Source organism: Sporosarcina sp. FSL W7-1283 (assembly GCF_038003105.1).
Lineage (GTDB): Bacteria > Bacillota > Bacilli > Bacillales_A > Planococcaceae > Sporosarcina > Sporosarcina newyorkensis.
This window is the reverse complement of record NZ_JBBOOL010000001.1, coordinates 3,056,726-3,080,096: the sequence shown is the minus strand read 5'-3', so window position 1 is coordinate 3,080,096 and position 23,371 is coordinate 3,056,726. Positions and strand designations below refer to the sequence as shown.

Genomic DNA, 23,371 nt, shown 5'->3' with positions numbered 1-23,371 from the left:
TAAGATATCGGTAAGGTGTTTTTTTGTCATCTGCATTGTAATGCGATGTACATCGTGTTATGATGCGAAAGAGGTGAAGCATTATGGATCAGGAAATGATGAAAGGCAGTATCGATTTAATTTTGCTGTCGTTGATTGCGCAGCGGGATTTATACGGCTATGAAATCGTCAAGGTTTTAAAAGAATTAAGTAATGATACGTACGAAATGAGTGAAGGAACTTTATATGCTGCTTTAAAGCGTTTGGAGAAAAAGGGTTGGGTGGAGTCTTATTGGCAAGGAACAGAAGGAAGCAGAAGGAAATATTATCGACTGACGGATGAAGGCGGAGTTGCGTTAGAGAATAAGCAAGAAAATTGGGAGTGGATGAACGCTCTTGTCCGCAAAAGTTCAGAAGGTTTGACATGACTGAAGTATTCGAGCGTTTCGTGAACGGTATCGTGAAACAGACCGATAGTAATCACGAAGAATCTATGGATTTGAGCGAGGAATTGCTTAGTCATCTGCACTGTTCCTATGAAGATTTACTTAACGAAGGTTATTCCAAAGAGGAGGCGATGAAGATGGCGATGATGAATTTCGGCGATGAAAAAGAGATCGGAAAACAGCTTCAGCAAGCAATGTATCCGTATCGCAGGGGGATGATGCTGATTCTTGCAAGTGCTTCATTAATTTTTGCCTATAGTGTTTACTTGCTGGATTTGTTCATGAACGGTGATGCCCATATGATCTGGCTCGTGCTGGCAGTGCTCGTTGCTACATCGATTTTAACGGTCATATTGCATCCTGTCCAATCGTTAAACCGCCGTTTGTGGATGAACGGTCTGCTGATTAGTCATATCTTTATTTTCTCTTATGGCAGCTTAATGTCAGCTTACTTGGATCGTCCCTATTCCACCATTTCAGGCTTCTTTTCCTATGCCCTTGTATTGCTGGCGATTATACTAGTGTATCGCACGACGATCTATGACTTTCCATCTTCTAAACAGCTTTTGCAGAAAGATGCGAAATGGATTCATTTTATTAATATTACGATGGGTATTGTGCTGATTTTTATCACGTTATTTTTGCTGTGGGCATTTTTGTGGTTTTCAGAGGGGCTGCAAGCTTCATTATTATTGCTCTTGCTGCCGATCGGTCTTTGGATGCTATTGTATGCGGTTCAAATGCGCTTACTGGCTGCTCAACGTAAAAGAATAGCTTATACTATTGCAATTACGCAGCTTTTATTGATTGGCGTTACTCTAGTAATCTGGGTGTATGGAATATAGAAGGAGGGATACACTATGAAAAAGTCGCTAGTTTTCTTACTAGGTTCCATTGCGTTCCTGACTGCTCTATTCGTTGTACTCGGATTTGTATTCGACAAGGATGAAAATCAAAAACAAAATGGTCTGACTGAAGTTTACAGTGTGTCATCGGATGGTAAAATCGCCTATGTCGTCTATGAAAAAGGGCAAGCGAATTTATATATGACTCTTCAGGAACAGCCACTTATCCAGTTACCAGTTGAAAAAGAGATTGTAGATTTGACGTTTTCCGAGGATGGGAAGCGGCTGGCTTTCGCGGTTACTAATAAAGATCGGGAACAAGATGCGGAGACAGATATCCATGTCGTACAGTTGGATTCATTGGAAGATGAGCAGATACTCTCGGTAGATTCACTTATTACAGAAGTAGCGTTTGATCCGAAAAATCCAGAGTTACTGTTTTATTTGCAAGCTGCAACATTTACGAATTATTCGCCGGTCGCTTCGAAGCATCCACATGACTTTGACGTGCATAGTTATCATTTGAAAGAACAAACACATACACAATATACTGATATGAAAAAATATAGTATGGCATCCTTGCAAGTTTCTTCTAAGGATAAATCAGTATTTGTGCAAATGGACGATGATGAAAATGTTGAGTCGGCAGATGAAGTATTTTCATCCAGTCAGCGTATCTTCGAGATTCCACTAGACGATCCGGATGGAAAGTCGATAATTAGCAGTCCGGTCCAAGAGGAAGATATTTATGATTTCACCTTACTGCCCGAACGTCAAGAAATTATTTATCAGGCAGTGGCAGGGACTGGAAAGAACGGCATTTTTGAATATGAATTATTTGTTTTCAATTGGAAAACATATCAAACAGAGCAGCTGACTGCGTTGAAAGAACATGCTTCAAAGCCGGTACTGGGTCCCGATGCAAAAATCTATTTTATGGTAGACCGAAATTTTGCTGGACGGTCACCAGATTATCATCTATATAGGATGAATATGGATGGCAGGAACGTAGAAAAAGTACCATTAGAATCTGTTGGTAAATGATTTTCATAAACACCCTCTGTCCTTTCATAAACTGTAAAGACTATTTATTTTTATTCAGCAAAAGACTCCTGATGAATAAAAATAAAGCCTCCGGCGGATGTCACAGATTTTGAAAGGAGTCAATTGTGCCAAAACAATTCAAAATCTAGACCCAATCACGCCGAGGCGTAATTGATGGGGGTGTTTTGTTGTCGAAGGATTACCAAGAAGAAGCATTGTTTGAATTGCATTTTTGGTTGCAAATACTAGGGGACCATGCACGGTTCATTCATGACTCTCTCGCACCAGGCGAAGCTGAACGTATTCAACAAGCGAATACATTCATCCAGTTATTTGACCAATTGCTTACCGAATCGAAACGGCCAATGGACAATCCGGCTCTGCAATCATTACTGCAAACTTCAAAAACCGCCAGCGAACAAATACGCCTTTTCAAATTGCAGCTTGTGGCAGCGCAATTAGTGGGTGAAATCAAAATCACCTTAACTCCTTCATTCATCAATCATATGGTCAATGAAGTAGAGGAAGCCATCCGTCTCTTTGAATACTTGGCTCAAGGGGAGGTACCGCCGCCTGTTCATCCGCTTCACCATGACTTATTGTGGCTGCTGGATGCCGCTGGTCATGCAGGAGCTATTGATGCAAATTTGGATCGAGTCGAGAAGTCGTTGAAAGAGAAAGGACAGAAATTCACGCAGGAATGGGAAGCTTTCTATTTAAAGGCAGTGGAGATGGCTGGCTTTCTGAGAACAAATGTCACTCAATTTCCTGCATTGGCCAAATTTCATCAGGATATCAATTTAGAGATGACGATTTTTAAGTCATTTTTACGTGAGCTGGAAGAATGGGAAATGAACAAGGAAATCCTTGGATCGTTTACGGCTCTGATGGCGGATCATATGGCAAGAGAAGAGTGTTATTACTTGATAAAACTCTCTGAAACCACGGATATTGCGAAACCTTCATGTGATCCGAGTAAGCCAAGAACCAACTAAACTATTCTTCAAACAAAATAGACAGCATGGGAGAGATCCTATGTTGTCTATTTTTTGGCGACCAAGAGCTAGGTTTTGATTTTCGAGAGTAAGGGTAAAGAAGTTAACAGTATAGTTTGCTTGAAGGAGGTTAAACCATTGATCCAGACATCAGATGCTTTATTGACAAAAGAGGACTTTACGGAACGGAGTGATTTGCCGGATTGGTTGCTGAGAGAGTATCAGACATTTCACCAAACGGTTACGGATCGGACGTTTCCTTGTTATTTTGGAATGAATGGTGAGAAGAAGGGCGAATTGCGATACGGTTATATTACACAAGATGACTGGTCGAACTTGCCGAAAACTATGGAATTATTTTTGGAGTTATTCGAGAATCCGAAGCATAAGCGTCATGGACTCTTTGTTTTCGTGGAGCCATTTCCGAATGAAGGTACGCTAGAAGAATACCGTCAGCAATTTTGGGATATTCTTCAATATTTACATACAGCCGATGAAAAAGAATGGCCGCAAGATGCACCACGTGATCCAGATCATCATTTATGGGATTTTCATTTTCATGGCGAGCCGATTTTTGCCTTCGGCAATGCACCTGCCTATAAGCAAAGAAAAACGCGAGACTTAGGCAATTCTATGGTAATCGGCTTTCAACCACGAAAGATTTTTAAGGGGCTTGAAGGAACTGAAAAAGGCGGCATCAACTCACGCGAAAAAGTAAGAGAGCGTGTAAAACTATGGGACAAGTTGCCGAAACATCCAGATATCAGCCATTTCGGTGATCCGACACATAATGAATGGAAACAATTCTTCATCGGGGATGACTGCGAACCGATAAGAGGGAAATGTCCTTTTAGCCATAGAGAAATGTAAGAAGAAGCGATACCTCAAAAGGTATCGCTTAAAATCATTGGAAATACATATCTAATGCTTGTTGTAAGGTACCCCATGTCTTGGTTTGCGAATCGAAAACAACTCCTAACGCTACAATGTTACGGACTACGTCAGGCTTGAGACCCGTAATGACGACATTGCATCCCATCATTTTAGCCCCTTCAATCATTTTCAAGAATTGATCCACCACTTCTGTTTTCATGTCTCCAATCCCTGACAGATCAATGATTAAGGTATGGATATGTTGCTTCGATATCTTAGTCAATACTTGTTCTTCCATCACTTTCGCACGAAAATAATCAATAGTACCGATTAGCGGTAAAATACTGACAGTTGAGTTGATTGGAATAATGGGTACGGATAAATTTTCTACGAGCTTACGCTGCTCACGCAAAAGCATGTCTTTGTAAGTTGAGTAATTAATGAAAAATTCATTGAGAAATCGATCGACTTGATTATTTACATTTTTCTCCAATTCGAATAGATCATAGTTCGTAATATTATATTGTTCAATCATTCTCTGAATGTTGATCCACAATGTTCGGCGAATTGCCTGAACCCATTCCAGTTTTAGGTCAACAGTCAATGAGTGGGTAGCCCATGCAATCCCTTCTTTTTTTGCAAATAAGCTTAATTTCTCTTCTTCTTGCCAAATCACAAAATGTACAAGTTTAAATGCATTATTAATTAGGTCAATATTGCCGATTTGCAAGATCTCTTTTACTCGATCCTTCACATTGACAGCCTGTTTCAATAATTCCTGTTGAAACTCTTCTTTATGTTCATCTAAAAATAGTTCTGCTAATTTTTTGTCAAATGGACTATTGGTCATTAAGTTCACCTCAAAAGAAACTTTAGGTACGTGAATGCGTTATCCTGTTAAAACCTGTTTTTTATAGAGTTAAAGAAGAGAAGTAGAAAGAGTCAATGCTTGGATTACTTCTTTAACACTCCCGGCACTGCAACGATGAACATTTATCCCAGCCCAAAGCGACATGTATTCTGGCTTCTTTTCTTTTAATGCAGCACTTCTAATAGGTTTTGTTAAATCATTTTGATATGGATAGGGGGCGATCGGTTTTCCTTCCATCTGTTCAATAAATGTATTGCGAATTCCGCGAGCCGTCTTTCCGGAGAAGGCTTTGGTGAAAACGGTACAATTCTCAGTGGTGTTAAGAACCGCTTTCTTATAATGAGAATTCGCACCGCTTTCTTCCGTCGCAAGTAGAGCAGTGCCAACTTGCACAGCTTCTGCTCCATTCGAAAGTAAATGGTGGATGTGAGCTTGCATAGAAATACCACCTGCCGCGATTAGTGGAATTTGAACAGTACTCACAGTATCTGTGAGAAGTTTAGCTAATGGCAGCATGTCTCCTTCACCGTTAAATGCTCCCCGGTGGCCACCTGCTTCACTACCTTGAAGCACTACAGCGTCCATTCCCGCATGCTCAGCCAGTCGAGCTTCTTGCACAGTTGTCGCTGTGCCAATTAAAAATATGTCATGCTCTTTCAGTTTTGTAACGATGTTTTTTTCAGGCAGACCGAATGTAAAGGAGCAAACAGGAACTTGTTCGTCTACAAGCACTTGAATTTGCCCATCAAACTCACTGGATGAAAATGACGGCTGCCATTCTGAAAGGCCGAGTTGTTGTCTGATAGGTTTTAACGAGTGGTAAGCTTTTTCGATTTGTTCCTCATTCACGATGTTCATTTCGGGCACAAATAAATTCACTTGAAAGGGCCGATCTGTTAGTTGCTTAACTTCTCGAATAAACTGGCGTGTGTCCTCCGCAGTAAGATATCCCGCCCCGATTGATCCTAATGCCCCCGCCTCTGAACAAGCAGCGACAAATTCTGGCGTCGTTACTCCTGCCATGGGTGCTTGAATGATGGGATGCTCCATAAAACGTGTGAATAGATGTTGCAAAGGATATCTCCTCCTGAAATATTCGTAATCTTCATGCTACTAATAAGTTTACCAAATATGAAGGGAAGAAGACAATTGGGAAATATAAATTTGTTGGTAGATTAAAGAAGTCTCCAGTTAGTAATTTGATGCTTTCATTCCAGCTTCGAAAATTTCCTTCAAGCGCTCCGATGCTGTTGTCCCATAATTGATATACCCGGTTTCTGGCCAATAGAGGGAGCGGGTCATAGAACCATCTGTCAATTCAATGCCGAAGAAAACGCGTTTACCTTCGGTTGTTCGACCAGCTTCCTCGTATGGAAGTGACAGCAAATCATCAATGAATTCCTTCGCATGCACCTCTGAAAACTCTCCAATGAATGATAAATCTTCTTCACTTTGCAGAATTACTCGATTTACTTTTCCTTCTATATCTAAGAAATCTTCAACTTTTTCAGCTTTTCCAGCTTCCGAAACTTCATATATTTTATCGTTCGCCAGAATACGAAAAGCGGGATCATAGCCTTTTATTTCATACAGTTTGGTTCCTTTCGGTAAGTACGCAGCATCTCCATTTTTTGCCGTATGGTTCGCGCCCGCATGACCATCCAACGTATACGTGACTTCTCCTAGTGCTCTTTCCGTTTTCCATACCTTATCCAGCTCGTTCGTTTCATAATTCGCGGTATAAGTCGTGTCGTCCCAATTTACAAAATCTACCCAGTCAATTACAGATGATTGAGTAGAAGGCAATATTTGAGCGGGCTTGCCAGAACAGCTTGCCAGTAATAAAACTCCTATAAGGAATAACGCTTTCTTCATTTCGCAACACTCCTTTGAAACGTAGACGGAGAATTTTATATAAAGTTACACAGATCTTCCATTGAATTGCCGAGTTATGGGTATAGTAGCTAATAACAGTATGCAGCAGAAAAGAGGAGATCCTTCATGAAAGTAAGTTGGAATATTTTTAAAATGGATCTGAAAAATATAAGTAAGAACTGGGTAGCAGCCATTCTAATCGGCGGCTTGGTATTTTTGCCATCATTATATGCCTGGTTGAATATCTACGCGGCATGGGATCCATATGCGCGCACCGATCAATTGCCGGTTGCAGTTGTAAATGAAGACAAAGGCGCTTTAGTGCGTGATGAGCAAATTGATGTTGGGGATGAATTGATCAAGACCTTGCAAGACAACAAAGACATGGATTGGACATTTACGACTAAAAAGGAAGCGATGGACGGAGTAGAATATGGTGACTATTTTGCCGCTATTTTTATTCCGGAAGATTTTTCAAGCAAACTGGGAACAGTCATTTCCGGAAAACCACAAAAAGCAGAAATCGAATATTATGTTAATGAAAAATTGAATTCCATTGCACCGAAGATCACGGAAAAAGGTGCTTCCGTCATTGTTGAAAAGGTGAGCAGTCGGTTTATCTCCACTGTAAACGGCGTTGTGCTTGAGATGTTCAATGACCTCGGTATCGAAATCGAAAAAGACTTACCGGATATCAAGAAATTCGAAGCCTATGTTTTCGATATCCAAAAGCAATTACCGAGTATTCATCAAACATTGGAAGGAATTGTTGGGGACGCAAATTCAGCACAAAAGATTATTAAAAAAGCACAAAAGATGATGCCTGAAGTACAGCAAACAACTTCTGAAGGCTTGCAGACTATCAATGACACGATCAGTCAGCTGACGGTAGCCCAAAAACGTTTGGAGTCGGCTTCGCCTCGTATCAAAGCCGATCTTGAAAAAGTATCTACCATAACAAAAGAGACAAATGCGTTTCTGAAAAAGGTCCAGCAGACCGAGCTTGACTTTACGGAGTGGAACCGAGTGAAGAAGGAACTGGATGAACGTGTTACAGGCAGTATAGGGAAGCTGGAAGGACTAGAGCAGGATCTCACAAATGTGAAAGAATTGGTTGAACAGTTAAACCAAGCAGACAGCGGAGAGCTGGAATCCTCATCTTCATCTCAACCGATTGACGCCGCGCTTGAGAAGGCAGGCAATCTAAAAGATCAAATTCAAGAAATTCAAAATAACGCCCGCATGATTGATGTGTTAGTACAAGGCGAAGAAGAGCGAATGAAAAACAGCATAAATGACTTACAGCAAATTGCCGAAAATACATCGATCCAAGCAGATTCCTTCCTGAAAGAATATGTAAATACGATTGAGCCGTTTGTACGTGAGGAAATTACCCAAGCATTGAAAACATTAAGGAATGCGAAGGGCCTGCTTCTAGAAGTGCAAAAAACGATACCAGAAGTTGAAAGGATATTAGTTAGTACAGACGGGGATTTGAATGAAGGAAAACAGCAAGTACAAAAAGCGTTGAATGAATATCCATATGTCTACGACAAAGTGAACCAATTGGCTAATCGTATTGAAAGCATACAGGCGGAAACGGATATTAATGAAATCATTGAGTTGCTGCAAAATGATCCGCAGGCAGAGAGAAGTTTTTTTGAAGAGCCGATAATACTGAATGAAAATAAGTTATTCCCCATTAAAAACTATGGGACAGGAATGACTCCATTTTATACGGTGCTTTCAATATGGGTAGGTTGTCTTTTACTTATTTCATTACTATCTACGGATATTCACCGGGAAGGACAATTTACATCGAGACAAATTTATGTAGGGCGTTTGTTTACATTCGGGCTCATCGGACTATTGCAGACGCTGATCGTAACCATTGGCGATATCCTTCTGCTCGGAGTGACGGTTAAAGAACCGTTACTGTTCATCTTGTTCGGCATGTTGATCAGCATGGTGTTCATGTCTATTGTCTATACGCTGGTGTCGGTGTTTGGCGATGTAGGGAAAGCGCTCGCTATCGTAATGTTAGTATTGCAAATTGCAGGATCAGGCGGTACGTATCCTGTCATGCTTTTACCGGAATTCTTCCAGTGGATCAATCCAATCTTGCCGTTTACTCATGCGATCGATTTGATGAGGGAGGCAGTAGGAGGAATTGTCTGGGCTCGTGCGACGAAAGATCTTATCATTTTAGTGAGTATAGGAATTTTCATGATTACGTTCGGTGTTTTATTCAAGAAAAAAGTAAATAAAGCGACGAATCGGCTGCTGGCAAAATCGCGGGAAACCGATCTATTTCATTGAAATTCAGATGTAACTGAAGGAGTTTCAATGGAAATCAACAGGGAAAGATAAGTAAAAGAGTAAAGTGAGGGATCAGTATGAAGCGAACCGAAAGTTTAGATGAATTCTTGACATTTGCAAACGCTGCTGAACAACAAGGGGAGACTGGTAATGTATGGGTGCAGCAGGCGAATTATGCGGCAGAAGAACCGATCATGTCGGATGAGGATGTAGCTGGAAGAGAGCCATTGCAACGGTTGCGTGTTTTATTGGAAGCAGGGGAACAACCAATATATTTTGAATCTCTTTTTTATTCCGCTGCCGAACTAGAGGAATTGACAAGTGAATTACAACCTGTTTTTGAACAGTTTTCGAAGGAAGTCCTTGATGCTAAAAGGATGAATGAAAAAGTGCAGGCATTGAACGAGTAGGAAGCAGGCTAATAAAACAGCATGAGGAAGCCCCGCCACTGAATGGTCAGTGAAGGGGCTTCCTCTTTCTTGTTTTTATTCTAAATACTGAAGTATTTCTTCGATTGCCAGTTCACCTGCAGTTTCCCATCGACTTTTATCGCGAATTTGTGCATCGCGGTCAAGTGGCTCTTGGAACTGATTGAATGAACCGCTCACTAATGAACTGCTGTCTCGATCAAGCCCAGTATTGACGACATGCTTGATGACATACGGTTTTTTGAATTTGATTGATGTGTGATAATCATCCAATTCGCCTTCATCCACCTCGAATGGAACGCGCAAGTAAATGGTCTCCCCGCCCTCTTTATGAAGGATTGAATCAAAACATCCTTTATGATAATCCCAACCACCGCCGAAATGATAGCCGTGCTTGCACACTTGATCGCGAAGGACTCCGAAATTGGCGAGTTTACCTTCAATCATTGTTTCCAATTCCAGCATTTAATCACTCCTTTTTATTAGAATTCCTATGTACCGTGGTTTTTATACATTTTGAAAAATATGCATTCAAATGTTTCTTAATTTGTCAAGGGGGTAAAACAAGATTACGACAGGTTATTAAAACTTAGGAGGAGATTTACATGAATAACAAACGATATATAGGAATGTATTTTAACGAAACAGAATTGATGAATCGTGTTCAGGAACTGAAAAATGAAGGATGGCCTGAGGAGAATATTTATGTCGTAGTGAAAAATGATGATCAGCTGACTATGTTGAGAAGTCGTACAGACGCAGAAGTCAAGTCGGCGGATGGCTCTTGGTGGGACCGTTTTATGGGCTTCATTTCTGGAGAAGACCATGTACACCGAATGGTCGATAATTTGGACTTCGGCCCAGGAGAAACGGAACGCTATTATCAAGAAATTGACCAAGGCGGCATGTTGCTCTATGTCGACAAAGGAGAAGCAAACCGTCAATACTTGGATAACACGCACATCTATGGACTAAATCGAAAGAGTACTGATATTAACTTAGGTGCAAATGGACTGAGCGTAACAGATCAAGAATTGAACGGTGGAGATCCGGCTTATCGTCTGAATAAAACCTTGCCGAATCAAAACCTGAATCACGATGATGAGCTGGGACGCGTTGGCGCGGAAGCAGTCTTGGACAGACCTACCGATCAAACTGCCTACACAAAAGGAATAAACACATTATCGGATAACGCTACAGAAGAAGAACGGATGCGTCTGCATGAAGAACGTTTGCAGGTGGACAAGCAACGGATGAAGCGCGGAGAAGTTCACCTCGAGAAGGAAGTAGTGGAAGAACAAAGATCTGTAGATGTGAATGTGGCTCATGATGAAATTACGATTGAGCGAAGACCGGTAGTAGATACTGAATTGAACGCAGACAGTCAATTCAGCGACGATGGAACTTTATTTAAAGAAGATGAAGAGACAATTCGGATTCCTGTTACAGAAGAACATGTGGAAGTTACCAAGAAACCAGTTGTCACGGAAGAAATCATCTTGAAAAAACATCAGGTTGAGGAACCTGAAACCATCCATGAATCTGTGAAACGCGAAGAAGTGCGCCTTGATAAAGAAGGCGATGTAGAAGTCCAAGGAGACCCTCTGGATAAAGATCGTTTCTAATTAGCTCGCGCGATATTGCAAACATCTTGTTATTCTCTCTCCGAGTAGGGTAAAATAAAGATAAATAGTCGAGAAGGAGAGAGTGTATGCTGAAGCATCCAGGTATTGCCGCTGTGCTAAGTTTCTTCTGGACTGGCGTCGGACAGATTTATAATGGGCAGATAGTAAAAGGTATATTGCTCATTATCTTGCAAAGTTTAAATGCATTGCTAATGTTTGTGCTCATTGGATTTATCACGTATCCAATTGTGTGGATATGGGGCATGTATGATGCTTATAAGACCGCAGAGCGCATGAACAGATCATACTGAATTTAAAAAAGGCTGTCCTGAAAGTGAAAGATCTTTCAGTGATAGCCTTTTTTAGGTATTTAGCCAAGCGAAGCAACGAGGTGCACAAAATTCTCCATCACCGCACTAAAACCGCCATCCTTCTTGCATAAACAAAAGCCGCTTGAAAAGTCACGTGAAAAACGACCTTTCAAACAGCTCTAATTACAACTCTCATCTATTCAATTTCCAAGTAGAATAATTTAAAGTTAAAGCGAACATCACCCAACCGATGTAAGGAATCATCAGCGCGCCAGCCGTTCGATCGGTTTTATTGAATTCATAGGCTGTCATAGCGATTGCTCCTAATAAAATAGTCATTTCAACTAACGCAGTACCCCGCAAATTCCATTTGAAATAAAGAAACGACCAAAGAAAATTGAGTCCCAGTTGTACATCATAGAGCGGGGTGGCAGAGTCTTTCTTCTGCAGCATTTCTTGTTTCTGCTCTACCCGGTAATTAGCCACTCCCATCACTGTATAAAGCGCGGTCCATGCGATTGGAAATACAGGACCCGGTGGAGAAAAAGTTGGTTTATCCAATTGAGCATATTGTTCTTGTGTGTTTCGATTGGCCAGCCAGCCGATGACCGACCCACCTACGACAGGAATAAGGATACTCTTGGTCAACCTTTTCCAATTCGACTTTCCATTGACACTAAGCAGTTCCAAGGTAAAACCTCCTTTTATAAAAGTTTTCCCTTTCCGTCCCGGAATAAACTATCACGGCTTACTTTTCTTGTTTTTGTACATCATTTCACCTGCCACGACCGTCATACGGACAGAAATTTCAGGTATGTGATCTGTTTCAACTGAAAATATATCCTCCTCCAAAATTGTGAAATCTGCATCGAAACCTACCGCTAACAGGCCGCGTGAATTCGCTTTTCCAATCGTCGCGGCAGCTCCTGAAGTGAAGAGCTGTACGGCTTCATAGCGGCTAAGTTTTTGATTTGGCAGATAGCCTTCATGCTGTTCGAAAGGCTGGCGCCGTGCAACTGCTGCGTGAATACCGAGCAATGGACTGGGATCTTCGATCGGAGCATCGGACCCTCCTCCGCAAATGAAACCTTTGTCAAGAAGTCGTTTCCAAGCGTAGGACCAATCCAATCGATTGGGGCCGAGACGATTCAGCACCCAAGGAAAGTCAGAGGGAACAAAAGCAGGCTGGATATCTAAAACGATTGGCAGTTTAGCCATACGTTCCACTAAATCCTCACGAAGCATTAGGACGTGTATAAAGCGATCTCGTTTCTCTATCGGTGCAGGATATTTTTCGATGACATCCAATGCTTTTTCAACTGCTAGATCACCGATCATATGGATTGCAACAGCTTCATCATACTTGCGTGCGAGTTTAACACGTTCTTCTAATTCCTCATCTGTCAAGACAGCAGTTCCGACGTTATCCGGTTCATCTTTATAAGGGGTGCTAAGTAAAGCGGTACTGCCTCCAAAGGTGCCATCAATAAAAAATTTCATCTCACCTGGTTCGACCCATGGTTCTTTGTATGCAGCTTGATTGTCCATCAATTGCCGAAAGACGCTGAAGTGGCGCAATAAATATGTTCGAAATTTCCGTTCATTACCTAGTACATTATGGAAGGCTTGCAAAGGAGTTTTATAGTCGCCGTAGTATCCTAAGTCATCCGTCACCACACCTGTTAATCCGACAGAAAGCAGGTGGTCTACGGATGTTTGCAAAGCTTTTGTTACATAAGCTTCAGAAGGTTCAGGCAGTAGTTGTAAAACATATTGCATGGCGCCCTCTTTCAATAGTCCAGTAGGCTCCCCGTTGTCATCACGCACGATGACGCCGTCTACCGGGTCAGGTGTGTCTTTTGTGATGCCTGCAAGTTCCAAGGCTTTCGTGTTGACGACCGCAGCATGCCAGCATGTGCGTTTTAAGAGCATAGGTGAATTCGTCACATGATCTAGTTCGTAGCGTGTGAAGATTTTTTTGTCAGGAAAGTTATTTTCATTCCATCCTTCTCCTATGAACCACTCATCTTCAGGAAGATCAGGGTATGCACGCAGCAGCATGTCCATCATTTCATCCGATGAATCCGCACGGGAAAGGTCCAATCTAAGCAATTTCTCTCCCTGACCGATTATGTGCATATGATTATCAATAAAGCCTGGATACACGACCGCACCTTGTAAATCAACGGATTTCTCCGCTTGATCCTCTAACTCATCATAAGAGCCGATCGCCGTAATTTTTCCGTTTTCCGTTAGTAAAGCCTCTATTGTTTGTCCTTCAGTTTGCATCGTATAAAAAAGCGCGTTATGCCAAATCGTCTTCATTCCGTTCCCTCCTCGTAGCCTCTATAGTAAACCGATGGCCGCGAATGAACAATAGAACTGTTCAAGAGCTTGAGGTGGATTAACTAACTTATTGTGTAAGCAACTTTTCTGCATGTCTTTCATATATTGAATTGGAAAGGGGTGGATGAGTTGATTGACACTAAATCGATCCTGATTGATGGGAAGTCATTTCAAGCCGTGACGGTCAGACTGCCGAAGACGACGTTGCTGACAGTTTCGAATGACAAAGGATATATTATGTGCGGTGCGTTAGACGTCGGTCTGCTGAATAGTGTGCTGGCCGATCGAAAGATTATTGCAGGACGTGCGGTCGGAGTGAAAACGATTGAACAGCTGTTAGCGGCACCACTGGAATCAGTAACATTAGAAGCTGAAACATTAGGCATTACAGCAGGGATGAAAGGAACGGAAGCTCTTTTAAAAATGACATAAGGAAAGGGCACACTAATTCCATCATGAATTGGTGTGCCCTTTTTTATTGTTAAATTAACGTTTTAATGAATGCAATTCACGAATTCTCATAAGTTATAATAACACCGCGTAAATTTATGCGATGTTGTTAAAATCCGTGCGTATAGAGGGGTGCATACAAATGATTGTACAAAGAACGGTACAGATATGTTAAACAAAAAATGTATTCAAAATGGATTGGATAAATTACTATAAAAGAAGAACAAGATTACGTAAAGTTTAAAGGGGAGTATAATAAAGTTATGAAAAAGAAAATACTATTCATTAGCATAGCCATATTATTAGTTTTTCTTTTACTATTTTGTACATATAAATTGATGAATTCTAGAACATTTCAATTATTTGGCGGATTAACAAGTAATGTAGAAACAAATCAGAAGGTAGTTGCTTTAACTTTTGATGATGGCCCAACTAAAAATGTTGATAGTATTCTAGCAGTGTTAAATCAGTACAATATTAAAGCAACATTTTTTCTTATTGGGAATGAAATTGAAATGAACCTAACAGAAGCTGAAAAAATTGTAAAAGCAGGACATCAGGTTGGAAATCATACCTATTCTCACCGACGGATGATTTTCAAATCTCCTTTCTTTATCAAAGAAGAAATTGAAGAAACTGATATTTTGATTAGAAGGATCGGTTATGAAGATGAGATAGACTTCCGGCCTCCAAATGGCAAGAAATTATTATTCTTACCTTATTATTTAAATAAGCAAAAGAGAGACACTATAACTTGGAATATTGAACCAGATAGTGCTGTTGATAAAATGGATTACGTGAAGCAAAATATAAAGAATGGTTCGATTATTCTACTGCATCCTATGTACGATGAGTCTGGGGAACAGCTCAAATTAGTCGAAGATATAATTAAGTTATTGATAGATGAAGAATATGAGTTTGTTACAGTGAATGAACTTCAGAAATTAAAAGATAAATAATATATATAGTTAACTAACGTAGAGATTTAGTTCAATTGGGTTGGTAAAATAGTATAAAAAACGCTCAGAAAAAGATCTGAGCGTTTTTACTTGCCGTTTATCTTCCTAATTCTCTCTTAAAATACTTCCTAGCGTAGGTTGTTATTTACACTGTTTCAGCATTTTTCACCCCAACAAAACTGTTAGGATATCATCTCGTGTTCATTCTTTTTCATATTTTTCTTCGCTGGAAGAGCGGTCTTTTGTTCTTCGTTGATGACGCTCTTCTTCTGCTTCCATTCGCACATCTTCTAATGGAATGGAATCCACGGTTTGCATATCCTCATGCATATCGTAAATACTTTCTTTGTCAGTCTTCAGATTTTCAGGGTTGTCCATATAAGGCCCTTTCGCATCGGGGCGATCTTTTTCCGTAAATACTTTTTTCTTTTCATTCATTAGCCATCAACTCCTTTATAGTCTTCTTCGATCATCAGCTAAGCAAATTGCCGAGTAGACCTTTTTTTCGTTCGCGCGGTTGGCTGTTTGTATGTGAGCGATCACCACGCAACGGTGTGTCATTGAACTCATTAAACTGACGTGAGAGTTTATCACGTGAATCTTTGTTTCGCATCAAGTAAGCTGCACCCAAACCGAGCGCTGTTATAGCCATTCTTTTTTTCATAGTAAATTCCTCCTCATAGTAGTTGCTTATTCTCTGTTTTCCCGAATTCAATCGGAATAAACAATACAGTTTGATGACAAACAAAAGAAAGAGGGCAATCGTCTGTCGAGCTTACCGACTTCCGACTGTCCTCTTCCATTCAAGCTTTATGCGGAAAATTTGATTGTTGCGACTATCCATACTGACGAAATTGTGTACACTCGCCGTATGCGTCTTACGCTGCTCAAACAAACTAAAAGCAGGTCTTTTACTTGCACTTACACAAAAAACTTCTTTTCGCACTACTTGGTAAACCTGTCTTTCTACGGAACCTTCAAAAACAGATTCCCAAACGAGAGTACCTTTTGCCAGTAAAGAAAATTTTCCGCCAAGGCTGTGCAGCTCTTCCAGAGTCAAAGGATCTACTTACTACTTCACACCTTTTCTTCTGTCAGTTTGCCTTGTTGGTATTTGTATACCCTGGCAAAAATAAAGGTAAACATCTTTTTAAATTTTATTTGGAATTCTTTTTAAAGTTCTTTCTTGCTCGCGGTAACTTGGTTTTTGATCTATAATATAGGACTGAGGTGAGAGCTTTGAACAAGGAATTAACAGGGAAAAGCATGAACATCCATCTTGCTGTACAAGAGCCCTATAATAGAAAGAATTTCATTCGATGAATTCTATAAATACGACGGAAACTATTTCTTGCAGTCTTGAAATTACAAAAAATGCTCGTCAAGGTATAGAACAGTGGTTTTTGAATGAGCAGGCATTGGTCTCGTCTGAGTCTGCTTTCGATATACATATTGAAAAAAAACCAGCCAATCGACAAGGGAATCAATCCTATTCCCTGTTTTTTGATCCGGATACGAATAAAAAGTTCGCAAAAGAAGTCCAGCAGCGTGTAGCGGTGATGGAATGTGTACTGAAACCTGATGGCTTTGTCGCCACGGGCTTTCATGTCAGGGGAGCGAAAGAACCTGTCCAGACAAACCGGCGGCTTCATACGGCGGTGAAATTCCGTTTGAATCGAGCGGGTGTTGCCTTGCCGATTCAGTTCTACACAAAAATGCGTGAATTGCCAATAGCGGAAGAGCGTTCGGAATACGTGAAGAAGCGAATTGAAAGTTGGGAAGGTTATCTGCAGATTGCCGAGAAAAACGCGGACGTAGAAGATATTTCCTGCACATTCACGCAAGCTAGTTTTACTAGTGATTTCACGAAGTTGCGTCTTCATTGCAGAGATTTACAAACGAAAAATTGGAAGCAGCTCAGAGGCTTCAGTGTGAAATTACTGGAGCTATCGACTGAAATCGGCCAAATCGTCGATGTCCAAAAATCCCAAAAAATCATTGTAGTTGAACTGAATCAGCGATTTCAAAAAAGATCACGGCAAGAGCAATGGCTGCCGAAAAACAATAAAAAATTAGTACTGACAAATTTTGCTGAACTGAGTCAAATCAGAAGGCTGCGAAAAGGGTTTAAAGATTTACAAGACGGTCTGGCGGCGAATGCCAATTTAGAGAAAGTTTTATTTGAAGAACGACCTGTAGTAAAGATCAATAATAAAAATCCTGACCTCGAGTTCCATAATAATTTGAATGAATTTCAGAGGGAAGCAGTAACAGGTGCCATGAAGGCGCATGATCTCTTCGTTATACAAGGACCACCCGGCACAGGTAAAACGACAGTGATTTCTGAAATCTGCTATCAGAACGTTAAAGCAGGGTTACGTACACTTGTCGCCTCCCAATCCAATCTAGCTGTAGACAACGCACTTGGCCGTTTGTTGACGGATCCGGCGACTCGTATATTGCGATATGGGCGCTCGGAAAGCATTGAAGAAGAAGGCAAACGATTCATAGAAGAGAATGTAGCGTTGAATTGGCGAAATGAAACAATAGAAGCTGTGCAAGCGACTCGGGCCATTTATAAAACGAAGGATCTTGAAATGCAGCACCAATCCGATCAGCTGGAACGGATAATACAGAAGCAATCGGAAGCGGAAAAAGATTTAAAGGAAGAGCTTGTCCGGCAAAAGCTTCTTCGAGAACAAGTAAGTGAACTAAGAAGCAAGCGCACAGCTCAGCAACAATCTTTTGGACAGCTGTCTCAGCAACTTTCGGAACATCGGAGAACAGTCCAACAATTAGAACAGCAACTGTCACAGAAGACGAGAGAAATTGTTGAGTTGCAATCTAAGCTGAACAGATTGTCTGATACCGCCAAAGTAACGGAGCGGCTGGCGGTTTTACAAAATGGGCTGAGGAGATTAAGGCAAGCTCTACTTTATGTTGAGTTGCGAGGTAAGTTGCAAAATGCAACAGATTTATATCGGCAATTAAGAGTGCAACTAAAAAAATTACCGGCTAAGGAAAGTTCATTGAAAGCAGCGCACGAACAAGTTATTCCTATCACTAAAATGGACATCCTGCAAAAAACACTTTCCGCACAGCAGATAGAACTACCCATCCACATCGTCTTACAGATTAATGAATTGCAACGCCTAATTAAAACAATTTCATCAGGCGGGTTTTCATACGAATTTCAAGAGTGGAAAGAGCTCTACGAACGATTTCAGACGGCAATCGAAAAAACAGAACAGCTTTTGCTGACACATCGTTATCCAATTGCCACGCTTGAAAAGCGCTCTACAGATCACTTCACTACACTTCCGGAAATGCACGAGATGATCGATCGACTTGGCAGATTCTTAGTTGACCCGACTACAAAAAGAATATTGCAAACGCCAGGCGCATCTTCAGCAAAAACAGAGATTTTAAAAAAGATAGCGCAAGGAATGTCATTGTTTTATGGAAAAGAAGAAATCGTACGGACTAAGGGAGCCGAAATCCAGCAACAACAAATACGAACGGTAAAACAGCTGTTTAATGAAGTGAAAAATGAAGTACTACAATTTTTAAAAACACAACAGCGTGACATCGCCCAAAAACAGCTGCACTTGCAGCAACAAGAAGCTGAATTGCTGAAGCAACAGGAAGACATTCAACAACAGCTGGAGGATTGGCTGAACGAGAATGACCCGCCTGAAGTCCAGTGGGAAGAGCAGCAGCTGTCTTACGAAATCAGTGTAAATGAGAAAGAGGTTTTCGGTTGTCAGCAACAATTACAAGAAATTAACCAATCGACTGCATCTTTGCAAATCATGCAACAACAGCAACTGGAAACTGAAAAACAGTTAGAAGAGCACCAACACCAACTTGAGATGCTAGAGGCCACTGAGCAACAACAGCAGCAAGAAAGCGAGAAGTTGCAAGAACGTATTGCCGCGCTGGCTGAACAAATGAATTCAGATGTCGAACACCAATTATCGCGAACTGTGAATGATCTCCGTGAGACGGAACACCAACTTCAGGAATTAAGCAAAGAGCGCCAACAATTGCCGGTCCTGCAGGAATTACAAGCACAGTGGGAACTCCTTTTGAAAGACGCCAATGACTATGACCTTGATGAAATACGCAAGCTCTATGTCGAACACGCGAATGTGATTGGCACTACGTGTGTCGCTTCCGCCTCGAAAAAATTCATGGAAGAATATCCAATGTTCGATGTGGTCATTATTGATGAAGTTTCGAAAGCGACACCGCCTGAATTGTTGCTGCCTATGCTGAAAGGGAAAAAAGTCATTCTCGTTGGCGACCACCATCAATTGCCGCCGTTAGTCGGACAAGAGACAATGGATGAGCTGGTGGATCAGCAAAAAGACGCGGAAGTCCAGCGTGAGATGAAAAAACTATTGAATGAATCTTTATTCGAAAGGTTATTCAGAACGCTGCCTAAGCAGAATAAAACGATGCTCAGCATCCAATATCGTATGCATGAACGAATCATGGAGACGATAGCACCTTTTTATAAGGAAGGGAATTACCAATTGCAATGCGGATTGCCCGATTCAGATCAAATGCGCGACCATCTACTGGAGAGCTCCATGTTCACACGAGACGATCATTTACTATGGTTGGACACACCGAATAAACCTTCATTTTACGAAGACAAATTAAAAGGCGGAACAAGTCGGTTTAATGAATCGGAACTCCAAATTATCCGAAATACAATGCTTGAGCTGGAGCAAGCGACAGAACAGGCGAAGCTGGAAGGACGGATAAAAACAGAAGACAGAAAGAGTGTCGGCGTCATCAGCTTTTACGGCGAACAAGTGAAGCAAATTGATCGATTGATCCAACAGGAACTGCGGCCGAAACAGCTGCATTGCCGAACAGGCTCTGTTGATAAATTTCAAGGAATGGAAATGGACGTCGTCATTTTGAGCTTCGTCCGAAATCATGGAGACCCAAGTGGAGAGATCGGTTTTGCTAAGGACTATCGCCGGTTGAATGTGGCATTGTCCAGAGCTAGAGAATTGCTAATTATAGTAGGAAGTTCTGAAATGTTCACAATCAAAACGAAAAATAAGTCTACACGTGAAATGTACAGCCAGCTACAAGAAATTGTTGAGCAACATGGTCGTCTTGTAAAAATGGAAGGCTAAAGAAAGAAAGGTGAGCACGTGGACTCGCTGCGGAAGAAATTACAGAAAGAGTTACAGCAGCAACCCGACTTGCAAATAAAGCAGTCTGCCAGTTGGGGATTACCTGTACAGCTTGTAAAAGTACCATATTCGACAATCAAACGTACGACGATGGATATCTTGATGAAAATGATTTTACTGACAATACAAAAGTTAGATGTTACGGAGCCAAAAACCATTGCGGATTTTCTTGCGGTGGAGCCGTTGTTTGTAAAGGATTTATTCGAGAAGATGCAACGGACAAAAATGATACAGCAGCGAAAGGGAATCTTTGAACTGACGAAGATTGGGGTGGAACAGCTACAATCAGGGGTCTATGAGCATCCCCCTGAAAAAAATGAAAAGAACTTTTATTATAGTTTGTCTCACAGGGAGATAGTATGTGAAGAAAAAGAAAATATTCTTACTGCAAAAGTCCCGCTATTTCGTCTTGCAAAAAAACAAGTTCACGACGTTGAAAACCTCGATAGAGAACTGTTACGCATAGCGCTGCTTTCTGTTGAGACGGAAACGTCGGAAGGTTCCTTGCAAATGGTAGTGGATAAAATAGAAACACCTATTCAACTAGCGGATAAACTCATCCCTTGCATGGAGTTTTTAGTATACAATCGTGTCGAAAAAGTCTATTTTACGAGAGTTTGGAATACGCTCACGGAACAATGGGATGAAGTTCTTGAAAAGTATATAGAAGAAATGGATCCTCTTACATCACAAAGTTGAAAAGACTGTCCTGAAAGTTAGAAAACTCTTTTAGTGACGTCCTTCTTTTCTGTGACCAAGCAAGAATCACACCAATACTGCATGGCGCTACACCAAAACCATTCAGAACCGAACGAAACTACTTCAAGCCCGCACATTTATTAAGCCAAACCGAACCAAACTACACTCTGAACGTACTAAACAGGCTTCACACCGCACATTTAGCCTTTCCAGCAATTCAAAGAAAAAGATAAAATGCTTTCTCAACACAAAAAGGAGCACCCTGAAAAGTCGGGTGTTCCTTTTTGAATAGATGAATTTCATTTATCCCAAAATAGAAACGTGTAATACCAAGATGGATCAGGGCCAACGAGAAGATTTCCCTCGAGTTGCTCCCGAAGATTTGGGATCTCTCCGAAGTTCCGCTAATTCTTTTGCAATTTCTTCTTTCATATCGCCAGGCATGATTTTTTGTTTCTTCGGCGTCTGCGGAAGAGAACTTGAAGCATTACTGCCCTTTGTATGTTCGTCTCGTCCCATGTTGATCGCTCCTTTCTAAAGTTGAAATCAATATAAGTTGGCTGTTCTTCAGAAAATTATACGAGTTGCTTTAAAAAGTAGAAAGCAGATTAATGGAACACAAAAGACTAAGCAAACTGAAAAAGGGGAATAGGCTTAGTAGCTTACTAGCTGGTTACTATGTTAGCTGCTTTACGAATATAGTGAGGAGGACTTCAAATGGAATATGGATTAAACGCAGCAAAGCTCGCTGTTGGTATTTTAATGCTCATTTTCATTCTTCGGTTACTGGGGAAGAAGGAATTAGCGCAAATCACTCCATATGATGTAGTGTATTTGCTTGTATTTGGAGGGATTCTAGAAGAAAGTTTATATGATAAAAAGATTACTCTACTTCACTTTATCTTCTCTATTAGCGTATGGGCAGTCATGATCTACTTAATAGAAAGGTTGGCGATGAAATTCAATGTATTTCGCAAGCTGTTGAAAGGTTCGCCTGATCAAATTATAGGGGATGGCAAGCTCAATATGCATTTGATCAGTAAAAATCAGCTGGATATGGAACAGCTCCGTGAGATGTTGAGAAGGCAAGGGATTTTTTCACTGCGGGAAGTGAAGGATTTATACGTGGAGCCGAGCGGTGAATTTTCAATCAATCAATATGCACAATATAAGTCGGTTACCGCAGGAGATATGAAATTGAATATCCCTGAAGAAGATCCATCCGTATTGTTAATTGATCAAGGTAAAGTGAAACATGAAACACTGCAATTTATCGATAAGACTGAAGAATGGTTGCGTGAACAGCTAAAAGAAAAAAAGTATACTGATTTAAAACAAATCCTGTATTGTGAATGGTCGAAAACAGAAGGTTTTTTTATTAGGACACGCCAAGAGATAATCGATAAGAAATAGTAGTTAGATAGTTAGACTGTACATTTTCTTTGATAATTCTTTATACCGATTCGAAGTAAATACGTATTTTTTTGTTTAGAAACTGGCGAACTGGGAATATAACTACTAAGCTTGTCGACGAGCTAAAAATTTTAAAAAATCGCTAGGAGGAAGTACTAATGGCTAACCGAAACAATCGCGACAATAACAACAAAGACAGCAACAACAAAATGACTCTTGAAGAAGCGAGACGTAAAGGTGGAGAAGCTACCTCTAAAAATCATGACCGCGAATTCTACGAGGAAATCGGCCGTAAAGGCGGAGAGGCAACAGCCGAGAATCATGACCGCGAATTTTATGAAGAAATTGGTCGTAAAGGTGGAGAAGCCACAGCCGAAAACCACGATCGTGAATTCTATGAAGAGATCGGCCGTAAAGGCGGAGAGGCACGTGCCGAACAGAGTAACAACAGTAATAACAACGGCAAAATGAGCCAAGAAGAAGCTGGCCGCAAAGGCGGAGAAGCGCGTTCAAAGAATCGAAGTAACAACAACAACGATGACAACGATAATGACAACAATGGCAAGATGAGCCGTGAAGAAGCTGGCCGTAAAGGCGGAGAAGCTCGTGCCAGACAGCGTAAAAATAATAACAGCGACGAGAAATAAGTTAAATTTTTCTCAACCTAATAATCTAAC

General features: G+C 40.9%; 24 protein-coding genes. 15 read left to right on the top strand and 9 right to left on the bottom strand.

Features of this window, described 5'->3' with window-relative positions:
• Positions 1-83 precede the first annotated feature (83 nt).
• The 5 genes from MKY93_RS16170 (at position 84) to MKY93_RS16150 (ending at position 4,179) form a co-directional block, all read left to right on the top strand.
• Entirely contained in the window at positions 84-407 is a 324-nt protein-coding gene (locus tag MKY93_RS16170) for a PadR family transcriptional regulator (protein ID WP_221837016.1), read from the top strand.
• Positions 404-1,270 (top strand): permease prefix domain 1-containing protein, encoded by an 867-nt coding sequence (locus MKY93_RS16165; RefSeq protein WP_340760220.1) that lies wholly within the window; start codon positions 404-406, stop codon positions 1,268-1,270. The genes MKY93_RS16170 and MKY93_RS16165 overlap by 4 nt, the downstream gene beginning before the upstream one ends.
• A 15-nt stretch (positions 1,271-1,285) precedes the next feature.
• Positions 1,286-2,314 (top strand): hypothetical protein, encoded by a 1,029-nt coding sequence (locus MKY93_RS16160; RefSeq protein ID WP_221837019.1) that lies wholly within the window; start codon positions 1,286-1,288, stop codon positions 2,312-2,314.
• A 188-nt stretch (positions 2,315-2,502) separates the two neighbouring features.
• On the top strand, positions 2,503-3,309 hold the full coding sequence (locus MKY93_RS16155; RefSeq protein ID WP_221837020.1) for a DUF2935 domain-containing protein: 807 nt from the start codon (positions 2,503-2,505) through the stop codon (positions 3,307-3,309).
• 138 nt (positions 3,310-3,447) lie between these two features.
• The gene (locus MKY93_RS16150; RefSeq protein WP_340760216.1) at positions 3,448-4,179 is read left to right on the top strand and encodes a YqcI/YcgG family protein; all 732 of its coding nucleotides are present in this window, start codon (positions 3,448-3,450) and stop codon (positions 4,177-4,179) included.
• Between the two features lie 34 nt (positions 4,180-4,213).
• Here MKY93_RS16150 and MKY93_RS16145 read toward each other — a convergent pair whose 3' ends face one another.
• The 3 genes from MKY93_RS16145 to MKY93_RS16135 form a co-directional block, all read right to left on the bottom strand.
• Positions 4,214-5,032: an STAS domain-containing protein gene (locus MKY93_RS16145; RefSeq protein ID WP_078818440.1), complete on the bottom strand. Its 819-nt coding sequence runs from the start codon at positions 5,030-5,032 to the stop codon at positions 4,214-4,216.
• A 69-nt stretch (positions 5,033-5,101) separates the two neighbouring features.
• Complete coding sequence (locus MKY93_RS16140) at positions 5,102-6,127, bottom strand: NAD(P)H-dependent flavin oxidoreductase (RefSeq protein ID WP_340760212.1); 1,026 nt, start codon at positions 6,125-6,127, stop codon at positions 5,102-5,104.
• A gap of 117 nt (positions 6,128-6,244) precedes the next feature.
• Complete coding sequence (locus MKY93_RS16135; RefSeq protein ID WP_340760210.1) at positions 6,245-6,928, bottom strand: hypothetical protein; 684 nt, start codon at positions 6,926-6,928, stop codon at positions 6,245-6,247.
• Positions 6,929-7,054: 126 nt separating this feature from the next.
• On the opposite strand from MKY93_RS16135, the gene MKY93_RS16130 reads away from it, so the two are divergent.
• Together MKY93_RS16130 and MKY93_RS16125 are read left to right on the top strand one after the other, a co-directional pair.
• Positions 7,055-9,247, top strand: coding sequence for a YhgE/Pip domain-containing protein (locus MKY93_RS16130; protein WP_340760208.1), 2,193 nt, complete (start codon positions 7,055-7,057; stop codon positions 9,245-9,247).
• A gap of 77 nt (positions 9,248-9,324) precedes the next feature.
• A complete protein-coding gene (locus MKY93_RS16125; RefSeq protein ID WP_078818437.1) occupies positions 9,325-9,657 on the top strand; it encodes a hypothetical protein in 333 nt (110 codons plus the stop codon).
• Between the two features lie 75 nt (positions 9,658-9,732).
• On the opposite strand, the gene MKY93_RS16120 is transcribed toward MKY93_RS16125, so the two are convergent.
• A complete protein-coding gene (locus tag MKY93_RS16120; RefSeq protein ID WP_009498544.1) occupies positions 9,733-10,140 on the bottom strand; it encodes a YugN family protein in 408 nt (135 codons plus the stop codon).
• A 140-nt stretch (positions 10,141-10,280) separates the two neighbouring features.
• On the opposite strand from MKY93_RS16120, the gene MKY93_RS16115 reads away from it, so the two are divergent.
• Both MKY93_RS16115 and MKY93_RS16110 read left to right on the top strand, forming a co-directional pair.
• Positions 10,281-11,300 carry a YsnF/AvaK domain-containing protein gene (locus MKY93_RS16115; RefSeq protein WP_340760205.1) on the top strand — a complete coding sequence of 340 codons (1,020 nt, stop codon included), beginning with the start codon at positions 10,281-10,283 and terminating at the stop codon, positions 11,298-11,300.
• 86 nt (positions 11,301-11,386) lie between these two features.
• The gene (locus MKY93_RS16110) at positions 11,387-11,611 is read left to right on the top strand and encodes a hypothetical protein (RefSeq protein ID WP_340760203.1); all 225 of its coding nucleotides are present in this window, start codon (positions 11,387-11,389) and stop codon (positions 11,609-11,611) included.
• 192 nt (positions 11,612-11,803) lie between these two features.
• Here the strand turns inward: MKY93_RS16110 and MKY93_RS16105 are convergent, their stop codons facing one another.
• Both MKY93_RS16105 and MKY93_RS16100 read right to left on the bottom strand, forming a co-directional pair.
• Positions 11,804-12,301 (bottom strand): TspO/MBR family protein, encoded by a 498-nt coding sequence (locus MKY93_RS16105; RefSeq protein WP_340760201.1) that lies wholly within the window; start codon positions 12,299-12,301, stop codon positions 11,804-11,806.
• 51 nt (positions 12,302-12,352) lie between these two features.
• A complete protein-coding gene (locus MKY93_RS16100; RefSeq protein WP_340760199.1) occupies positions 12,353-13,936 on the bottom strand; it encodes an amidohydrolase in 1,584 nt (527 codons plus the stop codon).
• A gap of 150 nt (positions 13,937-14,086) precedes the next feature.
• Between MKY93_RS16100 and MKY93_RS16095 the strand changes: the two genes are divergently transcribed.
• Positions 14,087-14,389, top strand: a complete 303-nt coding sequence (locus tag MKY93_RS16095) for a YunC family protein (protein WP_340760197.1) — start codon at positions 14,087-14,089, stop codon at positions 14,387-14,389.
• Positions 14,390-14,670: 281 nt separating this feature from the next.
• Positions 14,671-15,366 (top strand): polysaccharide deacetylase family protein, encoded by a 696-nt coding sequence (locus MKY93_RS16090; RefSeq protein ID WP_340760195.1) that lies wholly within the window; start codon positions 14,671-14,673, stop codon positions 15,364-15,366.
• Between the two features lie 201 nt (positions 15,367-15,567).
• Here the strand turns inward: MKY93_RS16090 and MKY93_RS16085 are convergent, their stop codons facing one another.
• Both MKY93_RS16085 and MKY93_RS16080 read right to left on the bottom strand, forming a co-directional pair.
• Positions 15,568-15,804, bottom strand: a complete 237-nt coding sequence (locus tag MKY93_RS16085) for a hypothetical protein (RefSeq protein ID WP_078818431.1) — start codon at positions 15,802-15,804, stop codon at positions 15,568-15,570.
• 34 nt (positions 15,805-15,838) lie between these two features.
• Positions 15,839-16,030: a hypothetical protein gene (locus tag MKY93_RS16080; RefSeq protein WP_340760192.1), complete on the bottom strand. Its 192-nt coding sequence runs from the start codon at positions 16,028-16,030 to the stop codon at positions 15,839-15,841.
• Positions 16,031-16,685: 655 nt separating this feature from the next.
• Between MKY93_RS16080 and MKY93_RS16075 the strand changes: the two genes are divergently transcribed.
• Together MKY93_RS16075 and MKY93_RS16070 are read left to right on the top strand one after the other, a co-directional pair.
• Complete coding sequence (locus MKY93_RS16075) at positions 16,686-20,522, top strand: DEAD/DEAH box helicase (RefSeq protein WP_340760191.1); 3,837 nt, start codon at positions 16,686-16,688, stop codon at positions 20,520-20,522.
• A gap of 18 nt (positions 20,523-20,540) precedes the next feature.
• Positions 20,541-21,281, top strand: coding sequence for a hypothetical protein (locus tag MKY93_RS16070; RefSeq protein ID WP_340760189.1), 741 nt, complete (start codon positions 20,541-20,543; stop codon positions 21,279-21,281).
• Between the two features lie 339 nt (positions 21,282-21,620).
• Here MKY93_RS16070 and MKY93_RS16065 read toward each other — a convergent pair whose 3' ends face one another.
• Positions 21,621-21,800, bottom strand: a complete 180-nt coding sequence (locus MKY93_RS16065) for a hypothetical protein (protein WP_340760187.1) — start codon at positions 21,798-21,800, stop codon at positions 21,621-21,623.
• 198 nt (positions 21,801-21,998) lie between these two features.
• On the opposite strand from MKY93_RS16065, the gene MKY93_RS16060 reads away from it, so the two are divergent.
• Both MKY93_RS16060 and MKY93_RS16055 read left to right on the top strand, forming a co-directional pair.
• Complete coding sequence (locus tag MKY93_RS16060) at positions 21,999-22,694, top strand: DUF421 domain-containing protein (protein ID WP_340760185.1); 696 nt, start codon at positions 21,999-22,001, stop codon at positions 22,692-22,694.
• A gap of 158 nt (positions 22,695-22,852) precedes the next feature.
• Complete coding sequence (locus MKY93_RS16055) at positions 22,853-23,341, top strand: KGG domain-containing protein (RefSeq protein ID WP_340760183.1); 489 nt, start codon at positions 22,853-22,855, stop codon at positions 23,339-23,341.
• Positions 23,342-23,371: the final 30 nt, after the last annotated feature.